The organism is Streptomyces sp. NPDC127197 (assembly GCF_042672405.1).
Taxonomy (GTDB): Bacteria; Actinomycetota; Actinomycetes; order Streptomycetales; family Streptomycetaceae; genus Streptomyces; species Streptomyces flavusporus.
In genome coordinates this window covers 1-13478 of record NZ_JBHXVG010000063.1, presented here as the reverse complement: position 1 = coordinate 13478, position 13478 = coordinate 1, and the positions used below count along the sequence as shown (strand labels likewise).

General features: G+C 68.4%; 10 protein-coding genes and 2 pseudogenes. 7 read left to right on the top strand and 5 right to left on the bottom strand.

Annotated features, from left to right (window positions below; genetic code table 11):
• Positions 1-151 precede the first annotated feature (151 nt).
• Entirely contained in the window at positions 152-622 is a 471-nt protein-coding gene (locus ACFVJQ_RS42585) for a MarR family winged helix-turn-helix transcriptional regulator (protein ID WP_232789769.1), read from the top strand.
• Between the two features lie 34 nt (positions 623-656).
• On the opposite strand, the gene ACFVJQ_RS42580 is transcribed toward ACFVJQ_RS42585, so the two are convergent.
• Both ACFVJQ_RS42580 and ACFVJQ_RS42575 read right to left on the bottom strand, forming a co-directional pair.
• Positions 657-1061 carry an SsgA family sporulation/cell division regulator gene (locus ACFVJQ_RS42580; RefSeq protein WP_385791082.1) on the bottom strand — a complete coding sequence of 135 codons (405 nt, stop codon included), beginning with the start codon at positions 1059-1061 and terminating at the stop codon, positions 657-659.
• A 171-nt stretch (positions 1062-1232) separates the two neighbouring features.
• Positions 1233-4109, bottom strand: coding sequence for an ATP-binding protein (locus ACFVJQ_RS42575; RefSeq protein ID WP_385791080.1), 2877 nt, complete (start codon positions 4107-4109; stop codon positions 1233-1235).
• Positions 4110-4466: 357 nt separating this feature from the next.
• Here ACFVJQ_RS42575 and ACFVJQ_RS42570 point away from each other — a divergent pair, with 357 nt between their 5' ends.
• From ACFVJQ_RS42570 to ACFVJQ_RS42560, 3 genes and pseudogenes are all read left to right on the top strand, one after another.
• Positions 4467-5753 carry an MFS transporter gene (locus ACFVJQ_RS42570; RefSeq protein ID WP_385791078.1) on the top strand — a complete coding sequence of 429 codons (1287 nt, stop codon included), beginning with the start codon at positions 4467-4469 and terminating at the stop codon, positions 5751-5753.
• Between the two features lie 340 nt (positions 5754-6093).
• Positions 6094-6960: pseudogene (locus tag ACFVJQ_RS42565) on the top strand (amidase); the annotation flags it as partial.
• Positions 6961-7489: 529 nt separating this feature from the next.
• Positions 7490-8395 (top strand): MBL fold metallo-hydrolase, encoded by a 906-nt coding sequence (locus ACFVJQ_RS42560; protein WP_385791113.1) that lies wholly within the window; start codon positions 7490-7492, stop codon positions 8393-8395.
• Between the two features lie 240 nt (positions 8396-8635).
• Here ACFVJQ_RS42560 and bla read toward each other — a convergent pair whose 3' ends face one another.
• A complete protein-coding gene (bla, locus tag ACFVJQ_RS42555; protein ID WP_385791076.1) occupies positions 8636-9160 on the bottom strand; it encodes a class A beta-lactamase in 525 nt (174 codons plus the stop codon).
• A 498-nt stretch (positions 9161-9658) separates the two neighbouring features.
• Positions 9659-10018: pseudogene (locus tag ACFVJQ_RS42550) on the bottom strand (PAS domain-containing protein); the annotation flags it as partial.
• A gap of 402 nt (positions 10019-10420) precedes the next feature.
• On the opposite strand from ACFVJQ_RS42550, the gene ACFVJQ_RS42545 reads away from it, so the two are divergent.
• Complete coding sequence (locus tag ACFVJQ_RS42545) at positions 10421-11140, top strand: DUF4232 domain-containing protein (protein WP_385791074.1); 720 nt, start codon at positions 10421-10423, stop codon at positions 11138-11140.
• Positions 11141-11642: 502 nt separating this feature from the next.
• Here ACFVJQ_RS42545 and ACFVJQ_RS42540 read toward each other — a convergent pair.
• Positions 11643-11828, bottom strand: coding sequence for a hypothetical protein (locus ACFVJQ_RS42540; RefSeq protein ID WP_385511552.1), 186 nt, complete (start codon positions 11826-11828; stop codon positions 11643-11645).
• Positions 11829-11914: 86 nt separating this feature from the next.
• On the opposite strand from ACFVJQ_RS42540, the gene ACFVJQ_RS42535 reads away from it, so the two are divergent.
• Entirely contained in the window at positions 11915-12145 is a 231-nt protein-coding gene (locus tag ACFVJQ_RS42535; protein ID WP_385791072.1) for a hypothetical protein, read from the top strand.
• A gap of 334 nt (positions 12146-12479) precedes the next feature.
• Positions 12480-12998 carry a VanZ family protein gene (locus tag ACFVJQ_RS42530; RefSeq protein ID WP_385791111.1) on the top strand — a complete coding sequence of 173 codons (519 nt, stop codon included), beginning with the start codon at positions 12480-12482 and terminating at the stop codon, positions 12996-12998.
• Positions 12999-13478: the final 480 nt, after the last annotated feature.

The window sequence follows — 13478 nt, the reverse complement described above, 5'->3', positions numbered from 1 at the left end:
CGTAGCGCGGCTGGTTGGTGCGCCGCCCGGGGTCGGTCGGCACAGAAAGACAGTAGCGTGCGATTAAGTAGTGCACAACTTAATAGGGCGGGATATTATTGGGGGCGCCTGTTAGTGTGGAGGTCTCCTATCGAGACGTGAGGACGGAGCCATGGACCAGGCGATGGACCAGGCCGCGGACGACCCCGTGGAGCAGGGCTCGCTCCTGCTACAGGACCAGCTCTGCTTCGCCCTGTACGCCGCCTCGCGGGCGGTCACCGCCCGTTACCGGCCTCTGCTGGACGAGCTGGGTCTCACCTATCCCCAGTACCTGGTGATGCTCGTGCTCTGGGAGAGGGACCGTGTCTCGGTACGGGACGTGGGCACCGCCCTCCAGCTGGAATCGAGCACCCTCTCTCCCCTGCTGAAACGTCTGGAAGCAGCCGGTCTGATCCGCCGCGAACGCCGCGCCGACGACGAACGCTCCGTCGCCCTCCACCTCACCCCGGCCGGCGCGGAACTTCGGGACAAGGCCCGCACCGTCCCGGTCGCCATCGGCGAGGCCATGGGCCTGTCGTCCGAGCAGCAGGCCACCGCCCGGCACCTGCTCCGCCTGCTCACCGAGAACGTCACCCGCGGCTGATCACTGCATCGGTCGGTCCCCGCATCGCAGCGCCTCAGACGGTCCTCAGGAGCCCCTGCAGCATTCGCTCGAGACTCTTCTCGCACCGTTCCGAACCGGGCGGGCAGACCGTGTTCGTCCGCTGGAGGAAATCCTGGAGTTCATCCGTGTAGAACCGCACTCTGCATGTTCCTTCGGGTGATCTCAGTTCCACGTCGGTGGTCTGCCACGAGCTCGGTGACACGCGGACATCACCCTGTCCGATGGCTTCGCGGATGCCCTCCGACAGCAGGTCACGGGCAAAGACCCAGGTGATGCCCGGCTGGTCGCCCACACCGAAGACAAGGCCCACGGCGAGGGGGTCTGAGGTGTCGTAGCGGAGCATCACGGCCACGGGTCCGCTTTGCCTGTGGTTGTCGAAGAGGACACCGGCCATCGTGTCGTGCTCGATGATGTCCATTCTGCATTCCTGTCCTTCTGTGACTCTCGACACCTGTTCCCGGCGCTCAGGAGAGGCGTCGAGCAGGTGTCCGTGAAGGCCGGCCAGCCGGCGTTCCGGCCAGGTGGCCGGTGTACGCCCAGGCTTCCGTGGCCCATGCCACGAGACATCTGTCAGATGACAGCGATCGCGTCACAGATCGGTGGGAATGGCTCCCGGGTCGCGGTTGAAGGCCTCCCGGGCGATCTCCACACGGCTGCGCATGCCGAGCTTGGCGAGGATGTGCGAGATGTGCGTCTGCGTGGTGCGACGGGTCAGGAACATGCTCTGCGCGATCTCGGCTGTGGACCGGCCGGCCGCGACCAGCAGGGCGATCTTGCGCTCGGTCGGGGTCAGGGCGTCCCAGCCGTGCGCGGCCCGCTTGGCCCGGGCGCCCCGCACACCGCAGCGGATCCCGTACTCGCGCAGTCGCGCCTCGGCCCGGCGGACATCCCACACCGCGCCGAAACCGCTGTAGAGATCCACGGCCTCCGCCAGAACAGCCTTGCACTCGGCCGTACTCCCGCGATCGGCGAGGACGACGGCGAGATCCTCCAACGCCCCCGCCAGCTCCACCGGCACACCGGCGGCGCGATAGTGATCCACCGCCGACCGCAACAACGCCGGATCTCCCTCATGCAGACCGGCACACCAGTCGGCGGCAGCCGTGGCCCGGGCGGGGACCTGTTCCGCGGCCGCCTCGGCCCGGCATGCCTCCAGTGCGGCCGCGCCTGCCGACCGGTCGTCCACCGCGAGTGACAGCCGAACGAACGCCGGCAGCCACTGGTGGATCAGCGTCATCTCACCGGGCCGCCGGTCGAGGAGAGGACTGAGGTGGGCAAGGGCCTGCTGGGGGTCCCCGCTCTGCTCGGCGGCGAGCGCTCGCGCGCACAGCAGGAAGTCGGTGTTCTCCCGGTCGGCGACCGTGACAGGTGGCTGACGCAGCCCGGCCCGCAGGTGCGCCCCGGCCTTGGCGTGCTCGTCCCGGCGGACGGCGATGAGAGCGGCCACGCCGTGCCACAGCCACACCGGCCCGCGTTCGCGCAGTCCCCGGTAGGTCATCGCGGAGACGCTCTGGTCGACCGAGTCGAGCTCCGCCAGTGTGTCGTCCCACCGGCCCAGCCAATACATGAGGACCGCTGCGGTGACGCTGGACATGGCGTCATCGGCTCGGTCGTTGTCGAGGAGGAACCGCCGCGCCTCGCCGAGGGCCCCCTCGGCATCCGACCACCGGCTGAGGTTCTGCAGGGTGAATATCCGGGCATGCAGCGCGTACGCCCGCAGATCCGCGTGGTCGCCGGCGCTGTTCAGCATCCCAAGCGCCCTGTCCACGCACTCCAGGGCGGACAGATGCCGTCGCTGTACGGAGTGGTTGCCCCACAGATCGATGAGCGCGTACGCGGTGGCGAAGGCGTCCCCCGTACTCTCACCGATCTCCAGTGCCTGGCGGGCGGTGACCTCCGCGGCCTCCAGAGCACCCGATCCCGCCCGCTGGAACATCGCCAACGAGGCGAGCAACCGGGAACGCCAGGCGTCCGGCAGATCGGGCCGCTCCAACGCCTGCCTCAGGGTCACGACGGCCGCGTCGTTGTCACCGCCGCTGACCAGCGCACGGGCGAGCACCCAGTACATCCGCCCGCGGTCAGCGGGCTCGGTCGACCCCGCCAGGGCCTGCCGGGCGTGCAGCGCGGCCTCTTCATGCTCGCCGGTGCCCACCAGGATCCGCGCGAGAGCCATGCTCAACGCGGCACGCTCCCCCTCGTCGGCAACCCCGTGATCCAGCTCCCGTCGCAGCAGCTCGGCTGCGATGTGCGGGGCCCGCGCTGCCAGCACCGGGGCCGTATCGGCAAGCCAGCTCCGGGTCCAGCGGTCGCCCGCCAGGCCCGCCGCCAGCAGTTGCTGGGCCACCCTCTGGGGCTCGACCCCGCCGATGCCGTCGAGCGCCCGGGCCGCGTCCCGGTGCAGCGCGACACGCAGCGCCGTCGGTATGCCGTCGTAGAGCGCCTGGCGGATCAGTGGATGCCTGAACCCCATCCGCCGGCCGGCATCCACGAGGATCCCGGCCGCCACGGCTTCCTTGAGGTCAGCGGCGATCTCGAAAATGGACCGGCCCAGGAGTACTGCCACCTCGGTGACCGCGAACTCCCCGCCGAGCAGCGCGGCCGCCCGCAGCATGTCGAGTGCGCTGTCCCCGACGAAGCTCAGCCGGCTGTCCAGCGCCGCGGCCAGGGACCTTGGAACGCAGCTCAGCGAGGTGTCGCGCAGCTCGGCATGCCCGTCGACCGTCACCACGCCTTCACGCACCAGGGACTCGACCAGCTCCCGCACGTAGAGCGGATTGCCGCTCGCCTGGGCGGCGAACTCGACCAGCGCGGGGCCCGGCTGCGCACCAGCGACGTCGGACACGAGATCGAGGACGGCGTCCGGACCAAGTGGCCCCAGCGAGATCTCCTTCGTGCCGGGGCCGCGCAGCGCGGCACGCAGCCGTCGCAAGCCCGGCTCCTGTGGTACCGGACGGAAGGACAGCACCAGCAACAACGGCAGGTGCACCGCGGCCTGGGCCAACCGTCGGCATACGTCCAGCGACGCGTCGTCCGCCCACTGCACGTCGTCGAGCATCATCACGGTCGACGAGCCCGCGCACAGCTCATCGACCAGGTTGATGAGCATCTCGGCGACCGCGGCGTGCGCAGCGCTCTTGAGGAAGATGTCGGGACGCCGGGCATGCGCGAAGCGGGCAATCTCCGCGCGACGGGGATGGGGTGTGTGCTGCGTGATCTCCAGGCAGTCGAACAGCAATCGCAGCGGCAACGGATGTGCGACCTGGTCCGCGGTGCCGCGCAGCACCGTACAGCCGGACTCCTGTCCGGCGGCGGCCGCCGCGGCGACCAGCGACGACTTGCCGATGCCGGGCTCCCCCTCGATCAGGACCACGCCGCCGGTGCCGGCTCGCAGCCGCGCGACGGCATCACGCAGCACCGCCAGCTCGGCCTCGCGTCCGACCAAGTGGATCGCATGGCGGGAAGACATCGATGAGTTCCCTTGCCAGGGCGGCAGTTGGGGTCCATGACTGACGTCTCGTACATTCGTCGTCATTTGACAGATGTCCCGCCGCTGTACCTGATGTCCGACCTGACCTGCCAGAGAGGGTACTGCCAGGATCGTTGCACACCACAGGTTGCAGGAAGATATCGCCATACGGACAGTGCGCCGATGTGCGTTGCGTCGTACATCACGAGACTGCGTCCGACTCTTGCCCGGGCATCGAGCCACGCTTATTTTGGCGAACCACTCACACCTGTCGAAGACGCGTGCGAGCAGCGCATGCCGGCGATCCCGCGTGCGCGTCCCTCCCTTTCTGCGTCTCCCCAGCACTAAGGCGGTCACATGACCACCACCTCCCCCCGCCCGGGTCCAGCCCCCGAGGACTTGGAGCAGCCCTGCTCGCCCGAGCGCACGGCCCGCCCCTGGGTGGTCACGACGATGGCCTTGGCGCAACTCGGACTGTTCCTGGCCCTGCTCACTCCGGTCTTCGCCAGCCTTGCCATCAAGGTGCAGGAGATCGTCCCCAAGGACGACGAGGTCTCTGCCCTGGGCATGGTCAGCAGCCTCGGCGCGGTGGCCGCGTTCCTCGCCAACCCGGTCTTCGGCCGGATCAGCGACCGGACGACCGGCCGCTTCGGCCGGCGTCGGCCCTGGCTGGTGATCGGCGCGCTCGGCCTGACGGGCGGCCTCGCCGTCATCGCCACCACGCGCAGTCTGACGGTCGTCGCCGTCGCCTGGTTCCTGAGCCAGATGTTCGCCAACGCCGCCCTGGCTGCCTTCACCGCGTCGGTCGCCGACCAGGTACCGGTCTTCCAGCGGGGCAAGGTCGCCGGCCTGATCGGCGTCATGCAGAACGTGGCCATTCTCGGCGCCGCCTACGCGGCGAAGGTCCTCGGCACGCACGGAATGCTGCTGTTCATGGCCCCGGCTGCGGTCGGGCTCGCCCTGGTCCTGCTGTACGCGATCGCCCTTCCCGACAAGCCGCTGCCGCAGCGTCCACCGTCCGACGGGGGCCCCCGCACGGTGCTCAGAACATTCTGGGTGAACCCCCGCAAGCACCCTGACTTCGGCTGGGCCTTCACCTCCCGCTTCATGATCATTCTGGCGATGTTCATGTTCACCACCTTCAGGCTGCTGTTCCTGCAGGACCATCTGGGCCTGTCGGACGAGCGGGCGGTGTCCGTCATGGCCACCGGCGTGCTGATCTACACCCTTGTCCTGATGGCTTCCGGCCAGCTGGCCGGATGGCTGTCCGACCGCTTGCGGCGCCGCAAGGTCTTCGTCGGATCCTCCGCGCTGGTGTTCGGCATCGGCACGGCCCTGCTGATCACGACGCACTCCGTGGCCGGCTTCTACGCCGCGGAAGTGGTGCTCGGCCTCGGCTTCGGCGTCTACGCGGGAGTGGACCTCGCCCTCGTCCTCGACGTCCTGCCCGATCCGGAGGAGACGGCGAAGGACCTGGGCGTGTTCAACATCGCCAACGCCGCACCGCAGTCCATCGCGCCCGCCCTCGGCGTGCTGCTGGTCAACACCGCGGGCGGCCACGAATACCACCTCCTGCTCGGCGCCGCCGCCGCGGTCTGCGTGATCGGTGCCCTGGCCGTCATCCCCATCAGGTCGGTGCGTTGACCGAACCGCCGTTCCGGCCCTGTCGGAGTCACATCGGCGCACAGCTGCGTGGCCGTATGGCCATGTACCCGGGCGCTGCCGCCTGACCGCACTGCTCGGCCCGGCAGACGTGCCTGGTCGGTGTGGCCCGCCACGGCACGGTCCGCGCGGGCCTCGGAGACGCGTCCGAAGCCCCGTTGACGGCGCCCCTGCCGCCCTCCCCGGCGAGAATCTCCGCGAGGAGCTCGGCGCTGATGTCGCCGACGGCGACGACGCCGGTCCTGCGTGGGGAAGCTGGGCGATCCGTGGTCCAGCAGTGCGGCCAGGCCCGGCACAGCTGTCAGCTCGCCGTGGGAGCTGGGTGCCCGCCGCGCTGAACGGGGTGGTCGGCCTCAAGCCGACCTACGGCCTCGTCCCCCGCCACGGCGTCACGTCCCTGTCCTGGTCACTGGACCACGTCGGCCCGGTCACCCGCACCGTCGAGGACGCGGCCCTGGTCCTGACCGCCCTGGCCGGACACGACCCCCGAGACCCCGCCTCCCTGACCACACCCGCCACGGACTACCGGCCGGCCGCCGATGCGGACCTGACGGGGCTGCGCGTGGGCGTGCCGCGCACCTACTACTTCGACCACGTCGATGCGGAGGTGGAGGCCGCCGTACGGCGCGCCATCGCCCAGCTTCGGGCCCTCGGCGCGCGCCTCGTCGAGGTCGAGATCCCCATGACCCGCTACATCCAGGCCACCCAGTGGGGCCTGATGGTGCCCGAGGCCACCGCCTACCACGAGCGCACCCTGCGCACGGTCCCCGAGCTCTACCAGGCAGACGTCCGCATCCTCCTCGAGGCCGGCGAACTGATGCCCGCCGGGGACTACCTGCGCGCCCAGCGCGCCCGCACCCTCATGCGGCAGGAGTGGGCGCGCATGCTGCAGGACGTCGACGTGATCGCCGCCCCGACCGTCCCGGCGACCGCGGTGAGGGCCGGCCAGGAGACGATCACCTGGGCCGACGGCACCGTCGAGGGCGTCTCCGACGCCTACGTGCGCCTGTCGGCCCCTGCCAACATCACCGGGGTGCCGTCCCTGTCCGTCCCCGTCGGCCACGATGCGGCGGGCCTGCCGATCGGCATGCAGCTCCTCGGACGTCCCCTCGGCGAGAGCGCCCTCCTGCGGATCGGTCACGCCTACCAGCAGACCCAGCCCGCACTCACACTCGCACCGGCAGCCTGAAAACGCCGCTCGGGTCCGGCCGAATCGCTCCGGCCGGGCCGGGGGCGCCGTTGGGCTGCTCTCAGGGCCGGAAGCCGCAAGGAAAAAGTCGGCGAAGGTTCCGGCCGGTCAGCGACGTCGTCATAGGACGCGACCGCTGTCATCTGACAGATGTCTCACGGCTTCGGCTGCCGAAGACTCCCGGAGTACCGACCTTCCGACCGACAACGTCGGCTGGTCACACCCGAGCCGGGCGGCGGCGGCCCCGGGACCTTCCGGTCGACGCCCCCTCGTGAGGCGGCAATGGCCGCGGTGTCCATCCCCCGGAAACGCACTGTCAGTTTCCGGAAACGTCGGAATCCATTCTTCACAGGAGTACGGAATTATGCGCAGGGAAATGTCTTCACGCTCCATGAGTCGGCGCGGATTCATGGGAACGGCTGCGGGCGTCGGGGTCGGAGTCGGTGCTGCCGGGCTGCTCGGCGCCGGCCAGCTCCTCATAGGTGGCGAGTCGAGTGCCTCCTCCGCCACTTCCCGGGACACGATGCAGGTGTCCACGATTGCTCTCGGCAAGGTCACCGTCACCCGTGTGGTGGAGTACAAGGGGCCGGTGGGGATGACATCGCGCCAGTTGTTCCCGGAGAGCTCGGAGGAACTGTGGCAGGAGAACCGTTCCTGGCTCAACCCGGACTTCTGGAACCCCGACACCGACATGGTCCCCATCGCGCTCCAGACCTGGGTTCTGCGCAGCGAGGGCAAAACCATCCTGATCGACACGGGAGCCGGAAACGAGAAATTCCGCCCCTACGCCGAGGTGTGGCAGTACATGGACACCGGCTTCCTGCGCCGTTTGTCCCGTGCCGGTGTCCGGCCTCAGGACGTCGACATCGTGGTCAACACCCACCTCCACAACGACCACGTCGGCTGGAACACCCGGCGAGAAGACCGTGACTGGGTGCCCACCTTCCCCAACGCCACATACCTGATTCCCAAGGTCGAGTTCGACTTCTGGAACCCTGATCTCCCCCCGATCAGCGCCAAGGATCCGAAGGCCACCCAGAACGTCTGGGAAGACAGTGTGCTGCCCGTCCACGAGGCCGGTCTGGTGAAGCTCTGGGACGGCAGTCACACCATCGACTCCCACCTGACGCTGGACCTCGCCCCCGGGCACACCCCCGGATCGTCCGTGGTCCGGCTGCAGTCGGGAACCGACAGAGCGGCGTTCATCGGTGACCTGCTGCACACCCCGCTGCAGCTCGAACACCCCGAATTCAACAGCTGCTTCGAGGAGGACGAGAAGCAGGCACGCGCTACCAGACGACGCATGCTGGAGTGGGCCGCCGACAACAACGCCCTCCTCCTGCCGGCACACCTCCCCGGCCATGGCGCCGCCGAGGTAGCTCGTGACGGCAGCCACTTCAAGATCAAGGAGTGGGCGGGCTTCAGCCGCATCTGAGGCGGCAGGACGGCCCCTCGGATATCGCGGACGATCACCCGCTCGGCGGCGCGGCCGGACGACCCCGGCCGCGCCGTCGGCGTCATGCCCGCCATGCGCTCGCGCGCTCAGCGCGTGGGCCGCCGACCGCACGGAGATGGACGACGGCTTGTTGCCGTAGGACCGGACACGAAGCAGCCGTGAACGACGCGCCGATGACGAGGGCGGGCTCGGCAGCGGTGCCGGTGGTCCTGCAGCGGTTCACGACAGTTCCCGCGCGACCACGGACGCCGCCTTGGCGATCAGGGCGTTGTCGTAGTCGGCATCCTTCGTGTGACGGTTCGTCATGATCGCGATGACGATGGGGGCTGCTTTCCGGCGCCATACCAAGGCGATGTCATTACGGGTGCCGAAGGTGCCGCCGGCCCCCGTCTTGTCGCCGACCACCCAGTCGTCGGGGAGCCCGGCCCGGATGAGTTTCGCCCCCGTGGTGTTGGCCTTCCGCCAGTCCGCCATCTGGGTACGCTCGGCCTTTCCGAGTACGTCACCCAGAACGAACGCACGCAGATCGCCGGCGAACGCACGCGGCGTGGTCGTGTCCGGCGTCGAGCCCGGAGCCCACTGGTTCAGCTGCGTCTCGCGCCGCTGCATCCGGGTGATGTCGTCGCCCATCCCTTCGAGCATGGCGTCGAGGCCCTTCGGCCCGCCGAGCATGCCGAGCAGCAGATTGCCCGCCGTGTTGTCGCTGTGGTGGAGCGCGGCCTCGCACAACGCATGCACGGTCATACCGGTGTCGACGTGCCGCTCGGTGACCCGTTGTTCGAGCGGACCTCTCGCAGGGCTGTCCTCACGCCCTTCGGTCGCGAGGTGTTGCCCGCGGCCAGACGGCTGCTTCAGGCGGCCGACGAGTTGCGCACGATGCTGAGAGCGCCCGGCGCAAACCGTGGCGGCTCGCTGTGCCCGGCGTCTGCTCGTCGGCCGCCCTCGCCCGGCTCGGGGCGGACGCGCGCAAGGATGACATCACACTGGACGTGCGCTGCGCGGCCCCGATGGAGCGAACCGAGCTGCTCAACGCACGGCAGGTGCGCGCCGCCCTGCTGGCCGTACCGGAGAGCCAGGCCATGTGGTCACTGCCGCTCGGGCTGGCCGGTACACAGGAGCCGGCCGCGCGGCGCGTGTACATGGAAACGTTGCGGTTGGGACGTGCCCAGACCGGTCCGGCCCGGTGCGTCTGGATCCAACCGGAGGACGACGTGCCGCATGTCCGCGACCCGCGACCCGCGACTCGCCCTCGGCATTCTTGATGCCGATGGACGTGCTCTTCACCGGGCGGCCGTCGGGAAACCGGTTGGGGTAGTTCTGGATGACGCTGGGGTACTCCGGGTCGGCGATGCGGGCCAGGCCCAGCTCAGTGGCGGAGTCACCGACCTGGCGGCCCGAAAGGCTGTTCTCGATCGCCCGGAGCGCATGCTCCGGATCCCGCAGGTCGTGCAGGACCACTTCGCACAGGCCCGGGAACATACGGCCCAGCGCGACAGCGATCTTCTCGACCTCACGGATGAGGTGCTCGTCCGCGTCGATCGAGGCAACGGCAGCGGCGCCCTTGCGCTCGTCCGCCTCCGCACTGGCTGCGAGGTGGTCCATGACGCTCCTTTCAGCGCGGGCTTCCATTTTATTTCTATTACTAGATAGAAAGTCTAGCGGGACCTTCCGGGTGCCGCCCACTTCACCTCGCCGCGGGACGCCCGGGCTGAGCAGGAACGTGAGTCGCTTTCACCTGCGGCTTCGGGTGAGGCCTCGAAGAGCGACCCGACATCGTGGGCTCGGCGGGGTCGGGGCGAACGGACGACCGGTTCAGCCTCCCGCCGGACGTGGCCCGGCTTCGTCCCACGGCCCGCCGGAGCTGTGTCACAGGCGCGTGACAGCGGAGTCATGGACGTGAGACAGCACCGAACCGGCAGCCAGGAGTGGCCGTGATGGTGATGTCAACGCGCGGCACCGCGCACCTGGTGCCCCGCATCTGCCCCCCAGGAAGGGAAACCCGAAATGAACCGCCGTCTGCGCACCGCCCTTACCGTCACCGCCGCGTTCGGCGCGGGCCTGCTGATGACCGCGTGCCAGGGCGGTGACACGCCGTCGGCGTCGGCTGGTACGTCGCCCGCCGCGACCGCCACCGCGGACTCCCCGGGGGCAGCCGGCCAGGCAAGCCCGACGGCGCCCAGCGGCGGCGAGGGCGGGCACAAGAGCGGCGGAAGCAGCGGTTCCGGCGCTTCGAAGTCTTCCGGCGGCCAGGCCGCGGGAAGCGGCTCATCGGACAAGTCCGGTACTAACGGCAACGACACGGCCGGAGACAAGAGCGGCTACGGGCAGAGCTGCGGTACCAACGACATCTCCTGGAGCGTGAGTTCTGAGTCCCAGGCCGGCGGTTACTACCTGATCAAGGCCAAGGCCAAGCCGGGCATCACCTGCGTCATGCCCGCCGCGCTGCCGGTCGTGGCGTTCGGATCGGACGGAACGGCCGCAAAGCCCGCGGAGCAGTCCGTGGGTCAGGAGATCACGCTGCGCGCAGGGGTCACCGCCTACGCGGGGGTGAACCCGAAGACCACCAACCAGGACGGCGGCAAGGAGCTGAGCAGCCTCATCGTCTCCGTCTCCAACGGTGACCCGAACCCGGTGTCCCTGAGCGTCGGCTCGTTCGTCGTCGACAAGCCGATCGTCACCAACTGGCACACGTCCGCCGCTGATGCTGTCCCCTTCTCGAACTGAGGCGAGACTGAGCGGGGACAGTCCTCCCTCCGGGCCGCGTACCGCTGAATATCCGTGCCCCATGACAGTGGCGGTCAGCCTCCCGACCGCTGAACGCCACCGTCACAGCGGGAGTGTGATGCGCACTCCCTGTATAGCGCTCGAGGATGGGCCGCCCTCGGAGCGCTCCGCCTTGCAGCCCTTGGCGCAGGCGCCGAGGGCAAGCAAGTAGACCGACGTAACCGGAGCAGGCAGGCGGCTCGGAAGGCCGCTAAGCGAGTAGGGCTCGGGGTCGCCTCGAGTGTTCGCCCGGTGCGCATCGGCTCCAGGTTCCTCCAGCTTCACTGACCAGGCGGGTGGCCGGCTCGTCGTGGTAGCCGAGCGCACGATCTGGGCAGCACTGGCGGCGCTGTCTCGCCGGCCCGCAGGCGCATCTGCGAGCGCGACACCGGATCTTCGACCGTCTGGAAAAGCGGAATGGCCCGCGGCAAGAAACCTGCGGGCCATCACGAAAGGCGCTCGGTTACAGAATCGCCTTCCACTTGTACTTGCGGTCGTCATCCACGTCCGAGGGCCAGGCGAGGCTGACGTTTCCGGAGTCCCATCGGGTGAGAACCTTGCCGCTGTAGGAGCGGAACAGGAAGTAGCCGGGGGAGACCTGCTCGACATCCCAGTAGGTGCCGTAATCGTCCCAGGTGCAAGGCGACATGTACGCGGCGTTGAGATTGCCATCCAGGCATTCATCCGTTGGTGCGGTGATGGGATGACGAACCTGCTGCTGGCGCGTTGCCGTCCATGACCCAGTGGGTGTGGGAGAGCGAGCTGTTCTCCGGCAGACAGGGCACCGCGCTGATGCTGTCACCGTATGCGCTAAAGCACACCGAGGCGTTCTTGGCGTTCTGGAACTGGTATCTGGCGGGCAGTGCGCCGGCCGGGGAGGTCGTCATCGCAACGGTCGCAATCGCGCTCCAGCCGACCAGGAGTGACGTAAGCAGCTTGCGTATGAAGATTTTCTCTCGTGTGTAGCAAATTCATGGTGGTACTTCACCGCACAACGGCGGGGAAGTCATACCGGTTCACCAACGCGCGAAAGATTGCAGTGTGACGGTACTCACAACAATGTGTCGTCAACGGAACCCGGCCCGGGGCTTATTCTCTCGGCGCCCCACCGCTTCCGGAGAGAATGAAGCCGTTTGGCGAGCTCCGGGCTCTCTCCGTAACGCATCCCCGTTCCGTATGGCGCTGAATGCGCCTCAGCGGACGGTCAGGGATTTCAGCCGGTGTACGTCGTCCCAGGCAGCGTGGGTGATCGGAGATCCGCTGCCGAACGCTAGGAGCCTGGCGTGTCGCCGTGGTCACCATGCTGCGCGCCCGCTTGTCCCAGCCGGGCTGGACGAGTCGGCAGGCGGTCCTGAGGATCACTGCGAGCGTCTACGCCGCGGCGGTGCTGTCGATCACCGTCTTTCCCATCACTGTGACTTGGGGAAAGTACGCGAACCAGACGCCCTGGTACAGCCAGATCAACTTCGCACCGCTGATCACCATCGACGCGACTGCCATACCCAACGTGATCATGTTCATCCCGCTCGGGGTGCTGCTCCCGCTGATCTCACAGGTGAACAGGGTGCGGCGCGCGACCGCGGTGAGCGCTCTGGTGAGCCTGTGCATCGAGGCCACACAGCTGCTGTGCTACGTGCTCTTCAACAACGGCCGGTCCTGCGACATCAACGACGTCCTCGTCAACACGCTGGGCGGAATGATCGGCTACGTCGTGGTACGCGCCATGCTCAACAGGCACGCTTCCGGATCCTTCCTGCGTGCCATCGCCCTGCCCGGGTCCTCGGCGAACGCGCAGGTCACCTCTGTCCCAGCTGCCTGACCTCGCACGCCATGAGGTAGGCCTTCGCGTCCGCCCATGCCAGCTTTCCCCTGTGTGCGTCGAGCTCGTGAAGCGGGACAGCACAGGCCAGCGCCGAAGGTCTCGACTCAGGCCGTCGTCGGCCGTGACCGCGCTTTTCCAAGTCTGGAGAGCCGGAACACTGTCCTCGTCACCGTTGTCCACGTCTGGGGCCCGGGATCGATCCCGGCCGAGTTGACCGACAGGATCGAGACCGCTTGCAGTGTCCGCTAGGACTGAGGCCGGTGATGATCCAAGCAGCCCCGCTCCCGCCTCTGGCCTGGGCGGCGGGAAAATCGGAGTCACAGCGTGGGAAACGATCTCCGCGAGCACTTGCATATGACCTGACCAGCGCGTTTCGTCGGTTCGTGTGTCCTGAACGCAAGGAGGAGTTCTATGTAGGAAGAGCGCCTTATTGCGGTGCTGCGTGGAAGATGAAGGATCTGGCCCTTCGGAGTCGCC

What these genes read in the sequence shown, in the direction of transcription:
- ACFVJQ_RS42585 (WP_232789769.1), top strand. Translation starts at nt 152, where the DNA reads ATGGACCAGGCGATGGACCAGGCCGCGGACGACCCCGTGGAGCAGGGC.
- ACFVJQ_RS42580 (WP_385791082.1), bottom strand. Translation starts at nt 1,061, where the DNA reads ATGGACATCATCGAGCACGACACGATGGCCGGTGTCCTCTTCGACAAC.
- ACFVJQ_RS42575 (WP_385791080.1), bottom strand. Translation starts at nt 4,109, where the DNA reads ATGTCTTCCCGCCATGCGATCCACTTGGTCGGACGCGAGGCCGAGCTG.
- ACFVJQ_RS42570 (WP_385791078.1), top strand. Translation starts at nt 4,467, where the DNA reads ATGACCACCACCTCCCCCCGCCCGGGTCCAGCCCCCGAGGACTTGGAG.
- bla (WP_385791076.1), bottom strand. Translation starts at nt 9,160, where the DNA reads ATGACCGTGCATGCGTTGTGCGAGGCCGCGCTCCACCACAGCGACAAC.
- ACFVJQ_RS42545 (WP_385791074.1), top strand. Translation starts at nt 10,421, where the DNA reads ATGAACCGCCGTCTGCGCACCGCCCTTACCGTCACCGCCGCGTTCGGC.
- ACFVJQ_RS42540 (WP_385511552.1), bottom strand. Translation starts at nt 11,828, where the DNA reads ATGTCGCCTTGCACCTGGGACGATTACGGCACCTACTGGGATGTCGAG.
- ACFVJQ_RS42535 (WP_385791072.1), top strand. Translation starts at nt 11,915, where the DNA reads ATGACCCAGTGGGTGTGGGAGAGCGAGCTGTTCTCCGGCAGACAGGGC.
- ACFVJQ_RS42530 (WP_385791111.1), top strand. Translation starts at nt 12,480, where the DNA reads ATGCTGCGCGCCCGCTTGTCCCAGCCGGGCTGGACGAGTCGGCAGGCG.